18 protein-coding genes are annotated in these 18,157 nt (G+C 36.8%); 4 read left to right on the top strand and 14 right to left on the bottom strand.

The features are described from left to right. Positions 1-74: 74 nt before the first annotated feature. Positions 75-2,879 (bottom strand): TonB-dependent receptor, encoded by a 2,805-nt coding sequence (locus LC454_RS22375; RefSeq protein ID WP_223584674.1) that lies wholly within the window; start codon positions 2,877-2,879, stop codon positions 75-77. Between the two features lie 406 nt (positions 2,880-3,285). Here LC454_RS22375 and LC454_RS22380 point away from each other — a divergent pair, with 406 nt between their 5' ends. The 3 genes from LC454_RS22380 to LC454_RS22390 all read left to right on the top strand — a co-directional run bounded on the left by LC454_RS22380 (position 3,286) and on the right by LC454_RS22390 (position 5,977). After that, entirely contained in the window at positions 3,286-3,927 is a 642-nt protein-coding gene (locus tag LC454_RS22380; RefSeq protein WP_223584675.1) for an ABC transporter ATP-binding protein, read from the top strand. A 46-nt stretch (positions 3,928-3,973) separates the two neighbouring features. Beyond that, positions 3,974-5,380 carry an ABC transporter permease gene (locus LC454_RS22385; protein WP_223584676.1) on the top strand — a complete coding sequence of 469 codons (1,407 nt, stop codon included), beginning with the start codon at positions 3,974-3,976 and terminating at the stop codon, positions 5,378-5,380. 123 nt (positions 5,381-5,503) lie between these two features. Next, on the top strand, positions 5,504-5,977 hold the full coding sequence (locus tag LC454_RS22390) for a hypothetical protein (protein ID WP_223584677.1): 474 nt from the start codon (positions 5,504-5,506) through the stop codon (positions 5,975-5,977). An 80-nt stretch (positions 5,978-6,057) separates the two neighbouring features. Here LC454_RS22390 and LC454_RS22395 read toward each other — a convergent pair whose 3' ends face one another. The 9 genes from LC454_RS22395 to LC454_RS22435 all read right to left on the bottom strand — a co-directional run bounded on the left by LC454_RS22395 (position 6,058) and on the right by LC454_RS22435 (position 15,124). After that, positions 6,058-6,771 carry a 16S rRNA (uracil(1498)-N(3))-methyltransferase gene (locus LC454_RS22395; RefSeq protein ID WP_223584678.1) on the bottom strand — a complete coding sequence of 238 codons (714 nt, stop codon included), beginning with the start codon at positions 6,769-6,771 and terminating at the stop codon, positions 6,058-6,060. An 18-nt stretch (positions 6,772-6,789) separates the two neighbouring features. Beyond that, complete coding sequence (locus LC454_RS22400) at positions 6,790-8,103, bottom strand: hemolysin family protein (RefSeq protein WP_223584679.1); 1,314 nt, start codon at positions 8,101-8,103, stop codon at positions 6,790-6,792. Between the two features lie 8 nt (positions 8,104-8,111). Then, on the bottom strand, positions 8,112-8,654 hold the full coding sequence (locus LC454_RS22405) for an inorganic diphosphatase (protein WP_223584680.1): 543 nt from the start codon (positions 8,652-8,654) through the stop codon (positions 8,112-8,114). Between the two features lie 8 nt (positions 8,655-8,662). Next, on the bottom strand, positions 8,663-9,313 hold the full coding sequence (locus LC454_RS22410) for a DedA family protein (protein WP_223584681.1): 651 nt from the start codon (positions 9,311-9,313) through the stop codon (positions 8,663-8,665). 140 nt (positions 9,314-9,453) lie between these two features. Beyond that, positions 9,454-9,870: an HIT family protein gene (locus tag LC454_RS22415; protein WP_108635710.1), complete on the bottom strand. Its 417-nt coding sequence runs from the start codon at positions 9,868-9,870 to the stop codon at positions 9,454-9,456. Between the two features lie 283 nt (positions 9,871-10,153). After that, the gene (gene greA, locus LC454_RS22420; protein WP_108635709.1) at positions 10,154-10,627 is read right to left on the bottom strand and encodes a transcription elongation factor GreA; all 474 of its coding nucleotides are present in this window, start codon (positions 10,625-10,627) and stop codon (positions 10,154-10,156) included. A 142-nt stretch (positions 10,628-10,769) separates the two neighbouring features. Further along, positions 10,770-11,468 carry a response regulator transcription factor gene (locus LC454_RS22425; protein ID WP_077438378.1) on the bottom strand — a complete coding sequence of 233 codons (699 nt, stop codon included), beginning with the start codon at positions 11,466-11,468 and terminating at the stop codon, positions 10,770-10,772. 102 nt (positions 11,469-11,570) lie between these two features. Beyond that, on the bottom strand, positions 11,571-13,229 hold the full coding sequence (locus LC454_RS22430; protein WP_223584682.1) for a sensor histidine kinase: 1,659 nt from the start codon (positions 13,227-13,229) through the stop codon (positions 11,571-11,573). Between the two features lie 8 nt (positions 13,230-13,237). Beyond that, complete coding sequence (locus tag LC454_RS22435) at positions 13,238-15,124, bottom strand: alpha/beta hydrolase family protein (protein WP_223584683.1); 1,887 nt, start codon at positions 15,122-15,124, stop codon at positions 13,238-13,240. Positions 15,125-15,262: 138 nt separating this feature from the next. On the opposite strand from LC454_RS22435, the gene LC454_RS22440 reads away from it, so the two are divergent. Then, positions 15,263-15,553 carry a DUF4286 family protein gene (locus LC454_RS22440; protein ID WP_223584684.1) on the top strand — a complete coding sequence of 97 codons (291 nt, stop codon included), beginning with the start codon at positions 15,263-15,265 and terminating at the stop codon, positions 15,551-15,553. A 50-nt stretch (positions 15,554-15,603) separates the two neighbouring features. Here the strand turns inward: LC454_RS22440 and LC454_RS22445 are convergent, their stop codons facing one another. The 4 genes from LC454_RS22445 to LC454_RS22460 form a co-directional block, all read right to left on the bottom strand. Further along, positions 15,604-16,011 (bottom strand): DUF983 domain-containing protein, encoded by a 408-nt coding sequence (locus tag LC454_RS22445; RefSeq protein WP_223584685.1) that lies wholly within the window; start codon positions 16,009-16,011, stop codon positions 15,604-15,606. A gap of 30 nt (positions 16,012-16,041) precedes the next feature. Next, positions 16,042-16,305: a hypothetical protein gene (locus LC454_RS22450; protein WP_223584686.1), complete on the bottom strand. Its 264-nt coding sequence runs from the start codon at positions 16,303-16,305 to the stop codon at positions 16,042-16,044. Between the two features lie 27 nt (positions 16,306-16,332). Beyond that, positions 16,333-17,034: an RluA family pseudouridine synthase gene (locus tag LC454_RS22455; RefSeq protein ID WP_223584687.1), complete on the bottom strand. Its 702-nt coding sequence runs from the start codon at positions 17,032-17,034 to the stop codon at positions 16,333-16,335. 115 nt (positions 17,035-17,149) lie between these two features. After that, on the bottom strand, positions 17,150-18,154 hold the full coding sequence (locus LC454_RS22460; RefSeq protein WP_223584688.1) for an MlaD family protein: 1,005 nt from the start codon (positions 18,152-18,154) through the stop codon (positions 17,150-17,152). Positions 18,155-18,157 lie beyond the last annotated feature (3 nt).

Raw genomic sequence — 18,157 nt, forward strand, 5'->3', positions numbered from 1 at the left:
TTAAAAATCTCGATACAAAAAAATACTTTACTTATGTCTTTAGATTTAAAGAAATATTAAATTTACATTATCAATTAAAACGTATAATTAAATGATAATGAATAGTTCGCTCCCGGCTTGTATTTAAACCAAGTTTCATCGTTGATATGCCGCACTTCATTGTCAAAATATACATTGATAGAATTGTTCAAAATGTCACTTGCATTAAATTTAAATTCGCCTTTATTCTTTAACACTTTATAACCAACTTGAAAATCCAAAACATTTCGAGGTGCTTCCCATGCACTGGCAAATGTTTGTCCACCAGGTTGAACAATGCGCTTTCCTATACGGTTATATAGAATGTTAAGATTTAATTTATTATCCAAAGCTGTATGTTGTAATCCTCCATTTATAACATAAGGAGATTGTCCCACCATTGGTCTTTTTTGTTCCAAATAAGGTTGATCATTTGGATTGGTAACTTCTGAGTGAACGTATGCAAGATTCAAATAAGCTGTTGTATTTTTGAAAAATTGCTGCTCATTAACAAAATCTAACCTCTTACGAACCTCTAATTCTGCACCATATAAATTAGCCTTCGGAATATTCCCGAAGCTAATATCGGGAGTTGAGGTAACGTCATATCTTCTTGGCTCAATAGCATCCGTAAATTGCTTATAAAATGCTGAAATGGATAAAATTTCGCCAGCAGATGGATAAATTTCATAGCGTAAATCCATATTATTAATGGAGGCACGCTTCAAATCTGGATTACCAGTTATCATTCCAAGTTGTTCAAAATCATAGAACTTAAATGATGCCAGCTCCCGTAGTTCAGGTCTTGCTAATGTACGGTAGTAAGATGCCCTTAAATTAGATTTTGATGTAACACTATAGGTAAAGTTAACCGAGGGAAGAAAATCAAGTTTAGTGTCATTAACGTCCTCCACCATTTTCATGTTATCTATATCCAATGCATCAATCTTAACATTGTAATTTTCAACTCTCAAACCATAAACAACCCTAAATTTATCGTTGAACTTTTGATCTAACATGGCATAACCAAATGAATTCATGGAACTACCAGTATATTTATCTCCATTCATCATAATTTCTTCATAACTGAAATAGTTATTATTTATATTTTGAGTGGAAAAAATTTGGTCAGGTGGCGTCTGTAGAAAATTATTGATATCATCAACATTATCAAATGCATTTTCGTTAAATTGGAAACCAATGAATCTAGCATCAAAATTTCGCTTTCTATAGTTTCCACCAGCACCTATTTTCAGAGTAGATTGTTCTGTTAAAAAATTTACAGGTAAGGTATAGCTACCCTCTCCAGAATATATGTTCTCATTAAGTTTGGCAAATAATCTTGTATTTTGCTTGCCTATCGTTCCAAGATTTGCTGTAAATGGAACGGAAGGATCATTGGCAGCAGACATCGGTCTTGTATAATTAAGTTTAACCTGATTAGGCTGGTCATTCTTGATATTACTCCATGAAGCTGTCCATTTTATTTTATCATTCTTATCACTCAATACATGTTCACCATCAACGGTCGACTTGAATAAAGATTTTTCCAAGATATCATAGGCAGAAAATTTATTATCAAATGATGTACCTAAATCTATACCTCTTCTGCTTGTATAGGTATTATCGTAGTTTTTGTTATAAAGATTTTTCCATGTGATTTTATTTTTACCAAATGTATATCCAAAATTAGCTAATGCACCCAAGTTGCTAGAGAATTTATACTGATTGTCTGTGAAGTCATATTGATGCCATTCACGTCTTACATTCGCCAATATATTCTGTGAATTTCGATAGGTAACGGAAAATAGCGCTCCAAATCTATTATTATTCTCAAATTGTTTCACCTTTCCTAATGAAAATTGATAATTTTGGGAGGGTAACGCCTTTTTATTTTCAATTGAAAGATCATTTGGTAAAGATTTTAATGCAAGACGGTTTTCTTTACCAGAGAGTCCAGCTTTATACTGCTCCCTTGTATACATATTTGTCGCCAAATTACTCGAACCATCATCAAAACCTAAATAATTTTGAAAATTCTTCTTGGTTTGCAGAAAATCCTTGAATGTAGAGGCCGTATTGTAACCGTACCCTACCCCAAAGGATACGAAATCTTTATCAGGAATATCTTTTGTTGTAATTTGTACTGCACCGCCGGCGAAATCTGCAGGAAGATCCGGTGTTGCAGTTTTCGAAATCGTAATTTTATCAATCAAGTTAGATGGCACGATATCAAATGAAAATGCACGACGATTAGCTTCAGTACTTGGCAAAACGGAACCATCCATCATCGAAACATTGTAACGGTCACCTAACCCGCGAACGACAACAAATTTATTATCTTGGATAGTAGCTCCACTTACACGACGTAACGCCTCAGAGGTATTTTTATCCGGTGATCTTCTGATTTGCTCACTTGAAATACCATCAGAAATTAAAGCACTATTTTTTTGCTGTGCATATAATGCACCAATGGACTCCTTTTTAAAAGATCCCGTAACCACAACTTGATCCAACACCTTACCTTCTGAATTATCAAGGACAATATCCAAATTGGTCATATCATCCGCTTTGATCTCAACTTCAGTAATTTGTTTTGTAGCGTAACCTATATAAGCGTACTCCACAGTATACTTACCAGCAGGCAAAGCCGGGATACTATACTTACCAGAAACATCTGAGCTTCCACCTCTAGAAGTTCCAATAACACGAATGGTTACTCCCGTAATCGTTTCTCCCGTCTTACTATTTGTAATAGTCCCCATTAACTTCCCACTGCTCTGTGCATAAACTGTTGTTGACGCAGCTACGACGAACGTAATGGCAGCAGCTATTCTTTTAAGTTGTAATTGTGGTTCCAATTTATTTTGTTTTTTGTTTCTGCAAAGCTATTGGCAGAATATTATATTAACATTAACAACGAATTACCATTACGTAAACCACTTGTTAATTTAATGTTACCTTGGAAATTCTAGCTTAAAATTTTAGATAAAATCCGGTCTGAAGAAGCATTTGAGCAATTATTCCATTATTTCGATGCGATGATATTAATGAAGTGTAATAAAATTATTAAGTCGAAAAGTTATTAACATATAAAGGTCAGTTTTAGGTTTTAGTACATTTACTTATACATATCATTGTAATTCGATAAGAATAGATATTTGTTCATACTATTGTTTAGAAGCAAGAATGATCTTATTATTGCAATAATATTGCATATGCAAAGCAATTTTTCTAAGTTTGAATATATTTTCAATTTTTGAGCGTATGAGCAATCCGATCGTATCTACTGAGCAGCTAACATTCCAATATCCGAATGCAAAAAGCATCGAATTTCCTGACATCCATATCGAGAAAGGACAGCATACACTACTATTAGGCGATTCAGGTACAGGTAAAACAACTTTACTGAATATGTTAGGTGGCCTATCCCGACCTGATACGGGTCATGTTAAAATTAATGGTCAAGATCTTTCGCAATTATCAAATAGCAAACTAGACAAGTTTAGATCACAATATATTGGGTTTATCTTCCAGGAAGCTCACCTTCTCAAAAATTTAACTTTGCTAGAAAACATCAAATTGGCACAATCGCTGGCTGGAAAAAAAGTCAATTTAGATGAAATTCATCAGGTGTTGAAACAATTGCAGTTGGACCACAAAACCGGGGCCTATCCAAACGAACTGAGCCGTGGTCAATTGCAACGTGCCGCGATTGCACGTAGTGTCATTAATAAACCGGCCCTACTCATTGCGGATGAACCCACAGCAGCATTAGATGATAATAATACAAATCGTGTACTAGAACTTCTTTTGGGCATTGCAGATACCGCTGGCTCAACGTTGTTGATCACAACACACGATAAACGGATCAAGGATCAATTTTCAAAAATGTATCTCTTAAAATAATTGCTTACAGCCCATATCTCTCACCCTTTTTTATTCAACATTTGCTATGAACACGATACAGTTGGTTTGGAAAAATTTAAGTAGACAGTTTGGTTCTGTCTTTTTGAGTATCTTACTGACAGCTTTTGGAATCTCCATACTGGCAGTGCTCTCCATCACAGGTGAAACATTTGAAAAACAACTTGACAACAACAGTAAGAACATTGACCTTGTCATCGGAGCCAAAGGAAGTCCACTTCAATTGATCTTATCCAGCGTATATCATATCGACAATCCAACAGGAAATATCCCCTTAGATGAACTCGAACCATTACGCCAGAATCCTCTTGTCCAATTGGCGGTTCCGCTATCCCTGGGCGATAATTTTAAAGGACACCGTATTGTCGGTACCGACTCTTCTTTTTTGGCCATCTATGATACGAAAATAAATGATGGCCGCATCTGGCAAAAAAACTTTGAGGTCGTTATCGGTGAACAGGTCGCTAAAAAAAACAACTTGAAAATAGGTGACCAGATCAACAGCTCACATGGACTGAGCAAGGATGGCCATAGTCATGACGAACATCCTTTTACTATTGTGGGTATTCTAAAGCAAAATAACAACGTAACTGACAACCTTATATTGACCAACCTCGAAAGTGTCTGGGATGTTCATGGTATTTCCCATGATCATACCGATCACGAAACAGCAGCCCAAAAAGAAAAACGTGAACGGGAAGAAGACCGCGAAGAAACGGTTAAAGCACACCTACACCACCATGGAGAAGACTTGCCGGAAAATTCTGCAGCTCAGGCAGCAACCAATGAAAAGGAGCATCATGACCACGACCATGAAGGACATGCTGATCATGAACACGAAGAGGAAGCTGTATTTGTTAAATCCATCGGCGCGGATATGGTTAAACAGAATGGACTTGAAATAACAGCTGTTTTGATAAAATACCAGTCACCGGCAGCCATCGGTATATTGCCCAAAATGATCGACCAACAAACTGATATGCAAGCGGCTTCTCCAGCAATGGAAAGTACACGTCTGTTTTCACTCCTAGGTGTAGGAATAGACTCATTAGCCATCCTTGCATATGTCATTATGTTCATTGCAGGGCTGAGCGTGTTTATTAATCTCTATAATGCATTGAAACAACGCAAGTATGATCTGGCCATCATGCGTACGCTGGGCGCATCTAAAGGAAAATTATTCAACATTGTCCTATTGGAAGGTCTTACCATAACAATCGTTGGCGGACTAATAGGTCTATTGTTGGCACATTTGGCATTATATTATATCAGTAACCAGACGAGCCAGAGCGCAGACTTTATCGAAGCTTTTAGGTTACATCCAAAAGAATTGGTATTTTTGCTTGTCGCTTGCCTCATTGGCGTTCTAGCCGCTTTAATTCCAGCAATCAAGGCTTATAAGACAAGTATATCAGGAACTTTGTCGAACAAATAGGTTAAAAATAGAATAAATGGGCAATTGGGATAAAAGCATAAGAATAACATATACGAGGTAAATCTCAGATTTGCATCAGCAAAATCTTAATACTCAATACGATATATACTCAATACTAAAATAATGAAACAAATTATTACAGCATTTGCATTTATATGCCTCTTTATACAAGTACATGCTCAGATCGGTAGCAATCCCGATGTGCCTGATCATACCCCCATGATGAACAAAACATGGGACGCCATTGATAAGATGGCTTATAAAGTGACCTATAATGGTGCAAAAAAGGTATACACCCCATTTTATCCCAAAGAACTCAAAGCACTGGAAAACAAAGTGGTCGAACTCCCAGGTTATATGGTTCCGCTGCACAGTGGACGCAATCATAAGAATTTTATGATGTCTGTGCTACCTGTTATGCAATGTCAGTTTTGTGGTTCCAACGGGATCCCGCCTATGGTAGAAGTAACCTTAAAAGGTGGGGCAATTAAATTTTCCGAAGACCCGATTAAGCTCAAAGGAAAGATGATTTTTACAAAGGATCCACTTAAAGGAAATTCTGAAATTCAGATCGTCGATGCTGAACTGATAAAGTAATAGAAAAAGTATCTTCAATGCTGAATCTGATCTACTCCAGATTAGATTCACATTGAATCACTAAGAAAATAGAATGAGAATTATCTATTGAGTAGTGAGGTCTCAAGACAAGCTGCCAAAGCTGCTGTCTCCGTCCGTAAACGGGCTTCCCCAAGCGATACTGGCTGAAAGCCGGCAGCTAAGGCCAAATCAATTTCCTCCGTTGAAAAATCTCCCTCTGGGCCTATCAAAATGATATAATGTTGTCCACCTTCAAATACTTCATTCAAATATTTCTTATCCGAATCAACACAATGCGCAATTGCTTTTTGAACGCCATCTCTTGGCAGATCCTTTATAAACTGTTTAAAGGATACTGCGGGATTCAATTGAGGTAAATACGCTTTCAAAGACTGTTTCATGGCTGATACAATGACTTTATTCAAGCGGTCCAACTTTACTTCCTTGCGTTCTGAATGTTCACAGATAATAGGTGTAATCTCTTGAATCCCGACCTCGGTAGCTTTCTCCAAAAACCACTCAATACGATCGATGTTCTTGGTCGGCCCCACAGCAATATGTAAATGATAGTTTGGCTGTTGGTAGTTCTCCTTGATACTTAAAATGCGAAGTACAGTACGTTTCGGATGTGGATCTATAATTTCCGCTTCGTACAGGCCACCGCGACCGTCTATTAAATATAAGTGATCACCCATATTCATACGAAGCACACGAACTGCATGCTTGCTTTCTTCCTCAGAGAGGATAAAATTTTCTAAAGAAGGATTTAATTCCGGTGTAAAAAATAACTGCATGTACTGTTCGTTATGGTCTTATTCCGCTACATCGTCATCAGCTGACTCAACCAATTCCAGTTTGACAAATTCAATATTCTGTTGGGCTTTGCGGATAATTGTAAATACATAACCATATTCTTGTTTCCGCTCACCTACCTCAGGAATTTTATCAAAGATTTCACTGACCAATCCAGCCATGGTATCGTAATCCTGGCTTGCGGGTAATTCGATGGGAAGAAACTCATTCACATCATGAATGCTAGCTCCCGCATCCACCATATACTCTGTTTCAGAGATACGTTCGACAACTGGTGTTTCCTCATCATACTCATCTTGGATCTCACCTACCAACTCCTCCACAATATCTTCCAAGGTAGCCATCCCCGCAGTACCTCCAAATTCATCCAGTACAATAGCCAGTTGAATGCGTCTTTGCTGAAACTCGGCCATCAGATCATTGATTTTTTTGGTCTCAGGTATGAAATAGGGCTTACGCATAATATTCTTCATCACCACCTCTTTGCCTTTCGCCAAAAGCGGAAGAATATCCTTCGTATGCACAATACCCACAATCTGATCAATATTATCCTCGTAGATCGGAAGACGCGAATAGCCCTCCTCGGTCATGGTTTCAATCAATTCCGACGCGTCTGCTGTTACTTCAACAGCGACGATCTTGGTCCGAGGTACCATAATATTCTTTACGATACGCTCATTAAAATCGAAGACGTTTTTGATCAACTCATGTTCAGAAATATCCAATGCTCCGGATTCTTTTCCTTTATCCAAAAGGTATTGTAATTCCTCAGAAGAGTGGGCAGATTCACCTTTTGTTACTTCAAATCCTAAAATTTTAAGCAGAAAATTTGCAAAACCGTTTAGGATCCAAATAAAAGGTCTGAAAATAAAATAGAAGAATTGCAGAGGAACTGCAATTTTCATCGTCGTTGCAACAGGTTTTTGAATCGCAATTGACTTGGGAGCTAGCTCACCAAAGACAATATGTAGTACGGTAATAATCGTAAATGCCAACACGTGACCCGCGTTGGTCGCTATTGTACCGGTCAATTCAACACCAAAGAACCCTAATGCCCCCTGCACAATTTGGGTCATTACAGCTTCTCCTACCCAACCTAAAGCTAGAGAAGAAAGTGTAATACCCAATTGTGTAGCGGCCAAATAACCATCCAAATGCTCCGTTATACTTTTGGCAATTGTGGCAACTTTGCTACCTGTTTTCGCCTGAACTTCAATTTGGGAGATTCGGACTTTGACAATAGCAAACTCAGCGGCAACGAAAAAACCGTTGGCTAATACTAAAAACAATGTCACAAAAATATCGAGCGCCATGCTTGGGGTTATTTGTTAACAAATTCTGTTTTGTACAATTCAATAGCCTCAATCAAGATTCTTTGTGCTTCCTCACGTCCTTTCACCCCTTCTACGATAACATGTTTCTTTTCTAAAGCTTTATAACTTTCAAAGAATTGTACAATTTCTTTCATTGTGTGTGGCGGCAATTGTTCAATGTCCTTAATGTAATTGAATACAGGATCATTTTTAGCAACAGCAATGATTTTATCATCTTGCTCACCACCATCAACCATATTCATTACACCAATAACTTGCGCTTCCACCAATGTTAAAGGTAAGATATCAACCGAACAAATCACCAAAATATCCAAAGGATCTTTGTCGTCGCAATAAGTTTGTGGAATAAAACCATAATTGGCAGGATACACGACAGATGAACTCAATACTCTGTCCAAAAGCAACAAACCTGTTTCTTTGTCTAATTCGTACTTTCCTTTGGATCCGTTTGTAATCTCAATGATAGCGTTTACGGCATTTGGCACATTCTCACCTGGAGAAACCATGTGCCAAGGGTTTTGTTTACTCATTTTTTATTTTACTGTATATTTTGTTTGTTTCTTTTATCTTTTATTCGCTTTTTAAGCAAAGTAATTGCAATAGGTAAAAATGCGACCACGATCATCCCAACGACAACATATTCAACATAATGGATAATCCATGGAAACTCCATCCCCAAGAAATAACCAGAAAGGGTCAATACCATGACCCATATTAAAGCTCCACTGATGTTATATAAAACGAATTTTTTAAAATCTAATTTTACAACACCCGCAAAGATAGGAGCAAAAGTACGAACTATTGGGACAAATCTACCTATAATTAATGCTGTTCCTCCATATTTATGGTAAAATTCTTCCGCCATCACCACATATTTCCGCTTAAAGATGATGCTATCCTTTCGCTTAAATAACATGGGACCGGCTCGATAGCCGAACCAATAACCTGTAAAATTGCCCAATATTCCTGCCCCCAACAAACCCAAACAAAGCGTGTAAATACTCACGTCGATCTTATTGAGAGCACAAAACAATCCCGCTAAAAATAATAAATAATCGCCGGGTAGAAAAAACCCAAAAAACAGACCTGTTTCGGCAAATACGATTAAAATAACTAAATAAAACCCTCCCGAACTCAAGAGTTCTTCGGGATTCATTAGTTGTTGAAATGACAACAAAAGTTCATGCATAACTTTCAGTAAAAATCAATGTTGTTTTCTTCATTTTAGAATCCTAAACTACTTTTATCCCTTTATAATTTTAAAACAACAAAGTACAAATATAGTATTCTTCTAAAAAACGAAAGTAAATCAAGTGTAATATAATCTTGTTATTGATTTTGTGCAGTTATGCTGATAATGGACTCACGAATAGTCTCAGCAATCTGATGAAGCTCATCTTCACCTAGACTTAACTTAGGCCCAGCAAAATTTAAGTCACTTATTTTATTGATCGGAACAAGATGGATATGTGCATGCGCGACCTCCAATCCTACGACAGCCACACCAACCTTAACACATGGAATTACCTTTTTTATCCCTTGTGCAACAATTTTCGCAAATACCCAAAGCGCCATGTATTCATCATCTTCGATATCAAAAATGTAATCTGTCTCTTTCTTAGGGATGACCAGTACATGACCTTTTGCCAAAGGACTGATATCCAAGAAGGCTAGAAAATCATTACTTTCTGCAACTTTGTAAGCTGGAATCTCTCCAGCAACGATTTTTGAAAAAATTGTTGACATATTATTCTATATTGGAATAAATTCTTTTTGTATTAACGTATTGAGATATTAGTATTAAGTATTGAGACTTCGGTTGTACCAGCCATCGGCTTGCATAAGGAAAGTCTAATGTCTAATATTTCCTATCTAAACACATTTGATAAAAACGACCATAAACAACATAAATATGACGTTCACAACAAATATAAACAAAAAAGGTCGCGATTGCTAGAACCCGACCTTCTTAATATAAAGTTAATTTGTGGATGTGCGGTTATGGCGTACCGCACATAACCGACATATATTATCTCGAAATTTCTACAATTTCAAATTCGATCTTACCTGCAGGCACTTCAATCTCTGCAGTATCCCCTTTCGATTTACCCAATAACCCTTGAGCAATTGGTGATTTAACAGAGATCTTACCTAATTTAAGATCTGCTTCAGACTCAGCAACCAATTGATAAGTCATCACAGCTCCATTTTTTTTATTTTTGATCTTAACAATTGACAAAGCCAATACTTTCGATGTATCCAACTTGGATTCATCAATCAAGCGAGCTGTAGCCAACGTGTTTTCCAAATTGGCAATTTTAGCTTCATGAAGCCCCTGAGCTTCTTTAGCAGCATCATACTCCGCATTTTCAGACAAATCACCTTTGTCCCTAGCCTCTGCAATTGCATTGGCAATTTTAGATCTTCCTTCCGTCTTCAGATAAGCTAGTTCCTCTTTCAGCTTACGCAATCCTTCTTCCGTAAAATAAGTTACTTCTGCCATAATTTTATCTTTTTCTTATTTTCTACATTTTAAAAAAGAAACAAGACCATATTACCCTCGTCGGGAAACATGGTCTCGCTTTCAATCTATACGAAGATAATAATTGTTTTCAACAAAACAAATTCTTATCCATCAAATATAATCAAATCTCCTCTTCGTCAACAAATTTATACCCCAACCCTCTCACCGTTTGCAGATAATGTGGTTTATCAGGGTTTGTTTCGATCTTTTTCCGCAGACGCACAACATGCATATCCAATGTGCGTGTATTTACATTTGAACTATAGCCCCATACCACTTCCATCAACTCCTCACGTGTAATCTCCCGTCCCAAATTTTGAAGAAAATGTAATAAAATCCTGTTTTCAAGAATAGTTAGTTCAACCTTTTTACCATCACGTATTAATGAATGGATATTTGGATGGTGCTCTGTCTGCCCAAACTTGTAGATCTCCGGACTATTTTTAGGTAGAAAAAACTTCACCTTATTATCTATCATAGCAATCAACACATCCATATTGAATGGCTTACTAATATAGTCCGTCACACCAAAGCTATAAGCCTCAATCTTGTCCACATCCTGGGATTTAGCAGTCATCATAATAATGATATTCTCAAATCCTGCTTTACGGACATCTTCGCAGATCTCGTTACCTTCTTTTCCAGGGAGCATCCAATCTAACAGGACCACATCGGGTCTCTTTTCCAAGATTAAACTTTCTGCTTCATTCCCATTTCCGCTTTGGATGACTTGATAGCCTTCAGATTCTAATCGATGTTTTACCAAGAAACGTAAGTTCTCATCATCTTCAATAACAGCAACAGTGATGTCTTTATTCATAAGTAAATAATTTGTCTTTTAAATGTCTTATGGAATATCCAGTTTATTATCACAAGTCTTCATGCTTTCTAAACATGGATATTTCATATTTAAATTAATTTTTTAAACCGGAAATACCAACGTAAAGGTAGTGCCTTGCCCCAATTGACTTTTGACTGTAATGTCCCCACCTATAAACTCAGTGATTTCCTTACAGAAAGCCAAACCTAAACCAATACTTCCTTGCTGATTATATTGACTTTTTATTCTATAAAACTTTTTGAAGATATTGTTAAACTCCGCCTTCTCTATCCCAATCCCTTCGTCCTTAAAAGTGATAACAAAATTCTTCTTATTTTGTTGTATCGTAATATCCAAGATTTTATGCCCCGCTTTCGAATACTTATAGGCATTGTCTATCATGTTTTGAAACACACTACTTAATAACACTGGATCTGCCAGCATCGATGTTCTTACATCAATTTTTGTGCTAATTTTAAAGTCAGCATATTTTATTCTTGAAGAAGCAACCAGGTTTTCGGTAAATTCCTCCAGATCCACCTCTTCTTTGTTTAATTTAATAGTTTTATTTTCAATCTGGCTAAAAGATAATAATTTATTCATTAGATTATTGAGCCGATCAGCCTCCTGATCCAATATATTACCATACATTTTTCTTTCCTCGTCGGAAAGTATTTGTGCACTCTTAATATTATTTCCCGCAATTTTTATTACGCTAACAGGTGTTTTAAACTCGTGAGTCAAATTGTTGATAAAATCATATTGCAATTTAAAAAGTCTCCCGTTAATTTCTAAATTTCTATAAATTAAATACAGAATCGCTATTAAAATAATGTAAATCAATGAAATACCACCTAACACAGGCCAAAAACTACGATTTATTTCCGCCGAAAGAAAACTTTTACTCGATCTGAAAAGCAATTTATAATCAGCCAAAGCTCCTGGCAATGGCATTTCTGTTGAAATTTCATCATCCTCAGGTGTAATTGGCGCGCCCACCAATGGCACAATCGCTACCTTTTCGTAAAGATTTGTATAACTATTTTTCACCTCCAAATACATTGGGTCAATCTGAAAGTTGAACATATCCTGTTCATAGCCGACAGTATGGTCGAGATTTCCTTCCATAATGGATTTATAAACAATCAGATCATTAACCCTGGGTATATTTAAATACGTAATCTGGCCCGGCCTGATCGTATAAAATACCTTTAAAATATCCTTATCAGAAAGCTTCGCATTTGCCTGAAGCTTATCAATATAAGTTGCAAGTTTAACCCCTATATTATTAATTTCCTCAGAATGCAATCCCATTTGAGCACGGTCTAAAATTGTATTTTTATTCAATCCCGATCGGGACACCGTAAAAAAGGTAATTGTTTTGGGTTGAATCCGCAGGTTATTAACGATAAAACCATAGTTCAGATTATGATCATTATTGAATTGCAGATCAAAAAAACCTATTTCCCGTACAAAAGGATAAGAACTTAAAATACTATATGCGTATTTCCCTGCTTGTACAGAATCCAGGAAACCTTGGTAAAAAGACACCTCGGGGATTCTATTTTGAAAAAAGTCATTAAAGGGAATCAGAGTCTGATCAAAAATTTCAGATTTTCTATTTGTAAATTCATTTTTTATATGAGATTCAGTATAATTTCGAGATAGAAAAAGCGCAAAAATATAAAGACCACTGATGACGATAAAAAACACCAACAGTAATCCGTAGTTCTTTCGATAGCTGTATTTTTCTGCTTTCATATACCGCTCTAATCTGCTAAATATTTCGCCAAAAACCGCTCCAGCTCATTGTAATAGCCAAATACATTCTCATCTTTTTTGAAGGTTCTATCTTCATCTTCTTTTAGAACATACTGTACAGGAACATTGTTGTTCTTTAACTTTTGAACAAATTGGTTCGCATCAGTCACAGAACTAAAACGATCTTTTCCGCCCTGAACCAATAACACAGGGATCCTTACTTTATCAGAATGGAACACAGGAGATATATTTTTAAAGAGCTCCGCCTCCCTGATAGGATTACCAACGATCTGATACATCTTCTGTACATAAGATTTAAAATAAGGTGGAATGTCCCTAAAATAGGTGAATAGGTTGGTATACCCTGAATAAGAAACTGCACATTTATAAAGATCCGAGTTGAAACAAGCAGCATGAAGTGCAGAGTAACCACCAAATCCCTTTCCGACAATAGCGACGCGATTCCTATCCGCTATCCCCTCTTTAATCAGCCACTTCACTCCATCAGTAATGTCATCTTGAATTTTTCCACCCCATTCTTTAAAACCCGCTGTCCAAAACTTTTTCCCGAATCCTGTTGAGCCTCTATAGTTCATCTGAAAAACCAAATACCCTCTATTTGCCAAAAACTGCGCCTCATTATCAAAGCCCCACACCTCACGCCCATTTGGCCCATCATGTGGCAATACCACCATTGGAAGATCTTTTCGATTGGAATGAACCGGATAGGTCAAGTATCCAGATATCTCAACTCCATCTCTCGCTTTATAAGTAATAAACTCATTTGGAGACAACTCCTTGTCTTTAAGATCAGAATTATTATCGGTTAATTTGGTCAGTTTTTTTGTGGTAAAATCATAAAAATAAATTCCACCAGGATTAACATCTGTATAGGTTTTAATAATCACTTTTTCGCCTGAAGCATCGGTATTAAGAACTTGGAATTCAAAACCATCAATCTGTTTAGACAATTCATCATATTTCCGCTTTGTCTCCTCATCGAAGAAATGCCTGCTTTGCCTTGAGGTTGTATAATTCACAAACAACAAGCGATTTAGCTCCGGAAAATAACCTCCTGGACTCATATCAACCTCTTTATGGCTAAAAAGCTCGCCCAGTTCCCTTTCATTGACCAGATCATAGCTTACCAAGGCCAATTTATCACGGTTTATATTCGATAGTGCATAGATAATACTATTTGAACTGTCTCTATATCCCAGCGGAGTGAAACTACTTTCTACATCACAACGTATGACCTCCTTGAAAGGTTCTTTCTCAGAAGGACGGAAAAGAACAGATTGTTGTACGGAATCATTTGCAATAGCCAAACGTATCTGTCCATCATTGGAAGCAATCCAAGAGCTCATATTGCCTGGATTTTGTAAGATCAATTCGCGTGGTCGACCATCCAAATAAATACGATATAGATCAAAAAAAGAGGAATCACGATCATTAATCCCCGCAACAAAGCCCTCTCCACCGGACACCGTCGAATGAATCCATCTAAACCGCGCACGAACTGGCTTAATTAATGCCCAGATTTTCTCAGTATTAATATCCACAGCATACAAACGCAAACTGTCTTGAGAAGATTGTTCTGTCAAAAAAGAAATCTTGGAATCGTTATTCCAGGCAAAAGATTTTACATTGATATCATTCTGATAGGTTAATTGCTTGGAGCTATCCTGATGCTTCAAATCAATCAAATAGATATTTTTGCAATGATTATCCATGCCGATATAGGCAATAAACCGACCATTAGGGGAAATTTTAAAATTTGATTTTTCAGGTGTGGAAAAGAATTGATTGATGGGTATAGGATCAACCTTATGTTGTTGGCATCCCAACATAGTCAATGCACAAAAAAATAAAACAGTCCAAAATTGCAACCTCATAATCCCAAATGCGTCCTTATCAATTAACTCAAATATTGTAATTAAATACCAAATTGCAGTCAATGCAACCTTATTTTTACAAGATATAGTAATTAAACGTAATATTCAAAAATAGCGTATAAAACCGTATTTTTGTTTATGTTTTTATATAATGTCTCTGTTATAGCAGAAGAAACGATCCACAATGATATCGTTTCTTGGATTCAGGATAATATCGTGCAATCCCAAAAATTCCAAGTGCATTTCCTCGAAATGCTCCAGTCACCCCATGAAGGAATGACTTATTGCATCCAAGTAGTTTTACCTACTGAAGAACATATTGCGGACTTCCAACAGGTACATTTGATACCATTACAACAATTTATTTCAAAACTGTATAAGGACAAAGTTTTCCTTTTCGACAGTACAATGAAATACTTAAAAAAATAAAGAGCTCTAGAGCTCTTTATTTTTTTAAGTATGTATACAAACTACAGTTCTTAATTCATCTTATTTCCCTTGGATTCCTGATCCTTTTCACCAATTTCCAAAGCTAGTTCGTAACGTGGATCATAACTTATTTTAGGTGTTAAGAAATGTAATAGGATCAACCTCGCGTACCTAAAATTAAAGGGAGCAAAAATTAAGATGGTCACAGCTAAACCAGCCAAATAGAACCAAGGAGATTCACTTCCGGTCAAAATTGCAATAGCAACAGATACGGATACAATCTCAGCAACAGAAAGAGCATAACTGACATACATCGCCGCATAAAAATAGCCCGGCTCAACTTCATATTTAACACCGCAGTGTGGGCAAACGTCATTCATCTGTTGCTTCCGCAGGCTATAGACCTTTCCTTCAAATACTTTTCCAACATGACATCTAGGACATTTGGAATGTATCATTGCGTGAAATTTAGAAGTCGGCATCAGATTCTACTTTATCTCGTTAATAAATTTTTTGGTTGGAGGATTCTTTTTACGGTATTTCTTATACCATAGATAGCCCAGTCCCGCTGCTGCCAAATAGGGAATCACCAATAAAAATAAGATTCCATCATTCAATCCTCGTCCTTGCATATTACCGTCTTTGGTAGAATTCTCAGCTGTCAATGTACACATCGCACACTGTGCTTGAGAAATAGATACTGTCGAGCAGCTTAGGGTAAATATTACGAGTATATATTTAAACCATTTCATAGTCCAAAGTTACTGAAAATTTAGCGATTAGCCCACCAATACTTCAAATTTGTCCCAAAAACCATCTTGCGGCAATGAGGCCACCAATTCCATCTTTTCTTTTTTAATGGGATGTGTAAACACTAACGACCGTGAGTGCAAACAGATACTTCCCATTGAACTTCCTCTTGGATACCCATATTTGTTATCGCCAACAATAGGACAACCCATTGCTGCCAACTGTGCTCGTATCTGATGTGTACGACCTGTTAGGGGTTCGACCCGCAAGAGGTAGAATCCATTTAATTCACCCACTATTGCATAGTCCAATTCAGCGTAGGTACCGCCTTTCACTTCACGCGGAAATGCTTTCGTTACTCTTGTCTGTCTATTTCGAATTAACCAGTTGATCAATTTACCTTCAGCATTACGTGGACGTTGCCGTACGATTGCAAAATAAGTTTTTTTCACCATCCGGTCTTGAAAGAACTTATTCATACGTTCGAGGGCTTTACTTGTCTTCGCGAAAAGAATCATGCCACTGACAGGCCTATCCAAACGGTGAATAACACCAACATAAGCATCATTGGGCTTATCATATTTCTTTTTCAGATAGATCTTCACCATATCCTCCAATGAAAGATCCCTAGTTTCGTCGACCTGCACAATATCGCCTGATTTTTTATTAATCGCTATCAGATGATTATCTTCAAAGATCACCTCTTTATCTGTAATTTCAGATTTATTCATTTCTTCTATACTAAAAGGTTACGCAAACCTCTGTTATTATCTAAAAATCGGATTGAAATACCGAAAAAAAGGCCCTACGCAAGCGTAAAGCCTTTTCATATCTTCTTACTAAAACTTATTGTACACTATCGGCCTTTAGTGCTTCTGTTTTTTTAGCATTCTCTTTCATTTTTTTCTTAAAGAAGCCTCGTAACAAGAAATTATGTTGTAAAGCTTCCATATTTTCATCCAACTTTTCAGTACTAGAATTCAGATTATTAATGGCTGACTTAATTTGATTTGCTGAAGCAGGGTCATTCAATAAGACACCGACCGCATTGTCTTTATCGTTCAATCGACTAGAGGCATTATTCAAGTTATTGATCAATGCATTTGCAGTCTGCGATACCCCCTGCAACTGCGCTGCAGACTGACGTAAATTTGAAAAAATAGCGGTATCGGTAGTCAGATCGTGGATCAACCCTTTATTGCTGTTCAACGAATTTGTTAATGTAACCAAATTTGCAGAAGCTTTATTGGCATTATTCATTGCAGCACTGATGGACAGTAAACTCGCACGTAACGTATTCACCATCGCAGTATCGGTCAACATTGCACCAACCATACCTTTACCATCAGCCAAACCACGTGATATCTCGACAAAGTCAGTCGTAATCTTAGCCAAGTTTTCGTTATTTACCTGCAATGTTTCCATCATGGCCTCCATGTCTGCAGTTTTCGCTGATCTTAAAAAATCACCAGTTTCCACAGTAGGTGCATTTTGAGACCCCCCAGTAATAACAACAATTTTATTACCAATTAATCCATCAGAGCCCAATTTTGTGACAGCATCTTTGCGAATATATTCCGCAGATTTTTCTTCAATAGTTAAAACAACTTCGACATCCTGTACACTTTTAAAGTGGATATTTTTAATGATCCCCACCTTAACCCCAGAAAACCAAACATTACTTCCTACTTTCAATCCTGCAACATCAGGAAATGAAGTTGCTATCTCGATGTTTCTTGTAAATTTCTTTTGTTGACTGCCTAAAATAAAAATCCCGGCCAAAAGAATCAATACGCCTAAAAAAACAAAAATACCAACAATGATTGCTCTTTTATTTTCTGCCTTACTCATGTA

Origin of the sequence: Sphingobacterium sp. GVS05A, assembly GCF_019969845.1 — a bacterium.
Classification (GTDB): Bacteria; Bacteroidota; Bacteroidia; order Sphingobacteriales; family Sphingobacteriaceae; genus Sphingobacterium.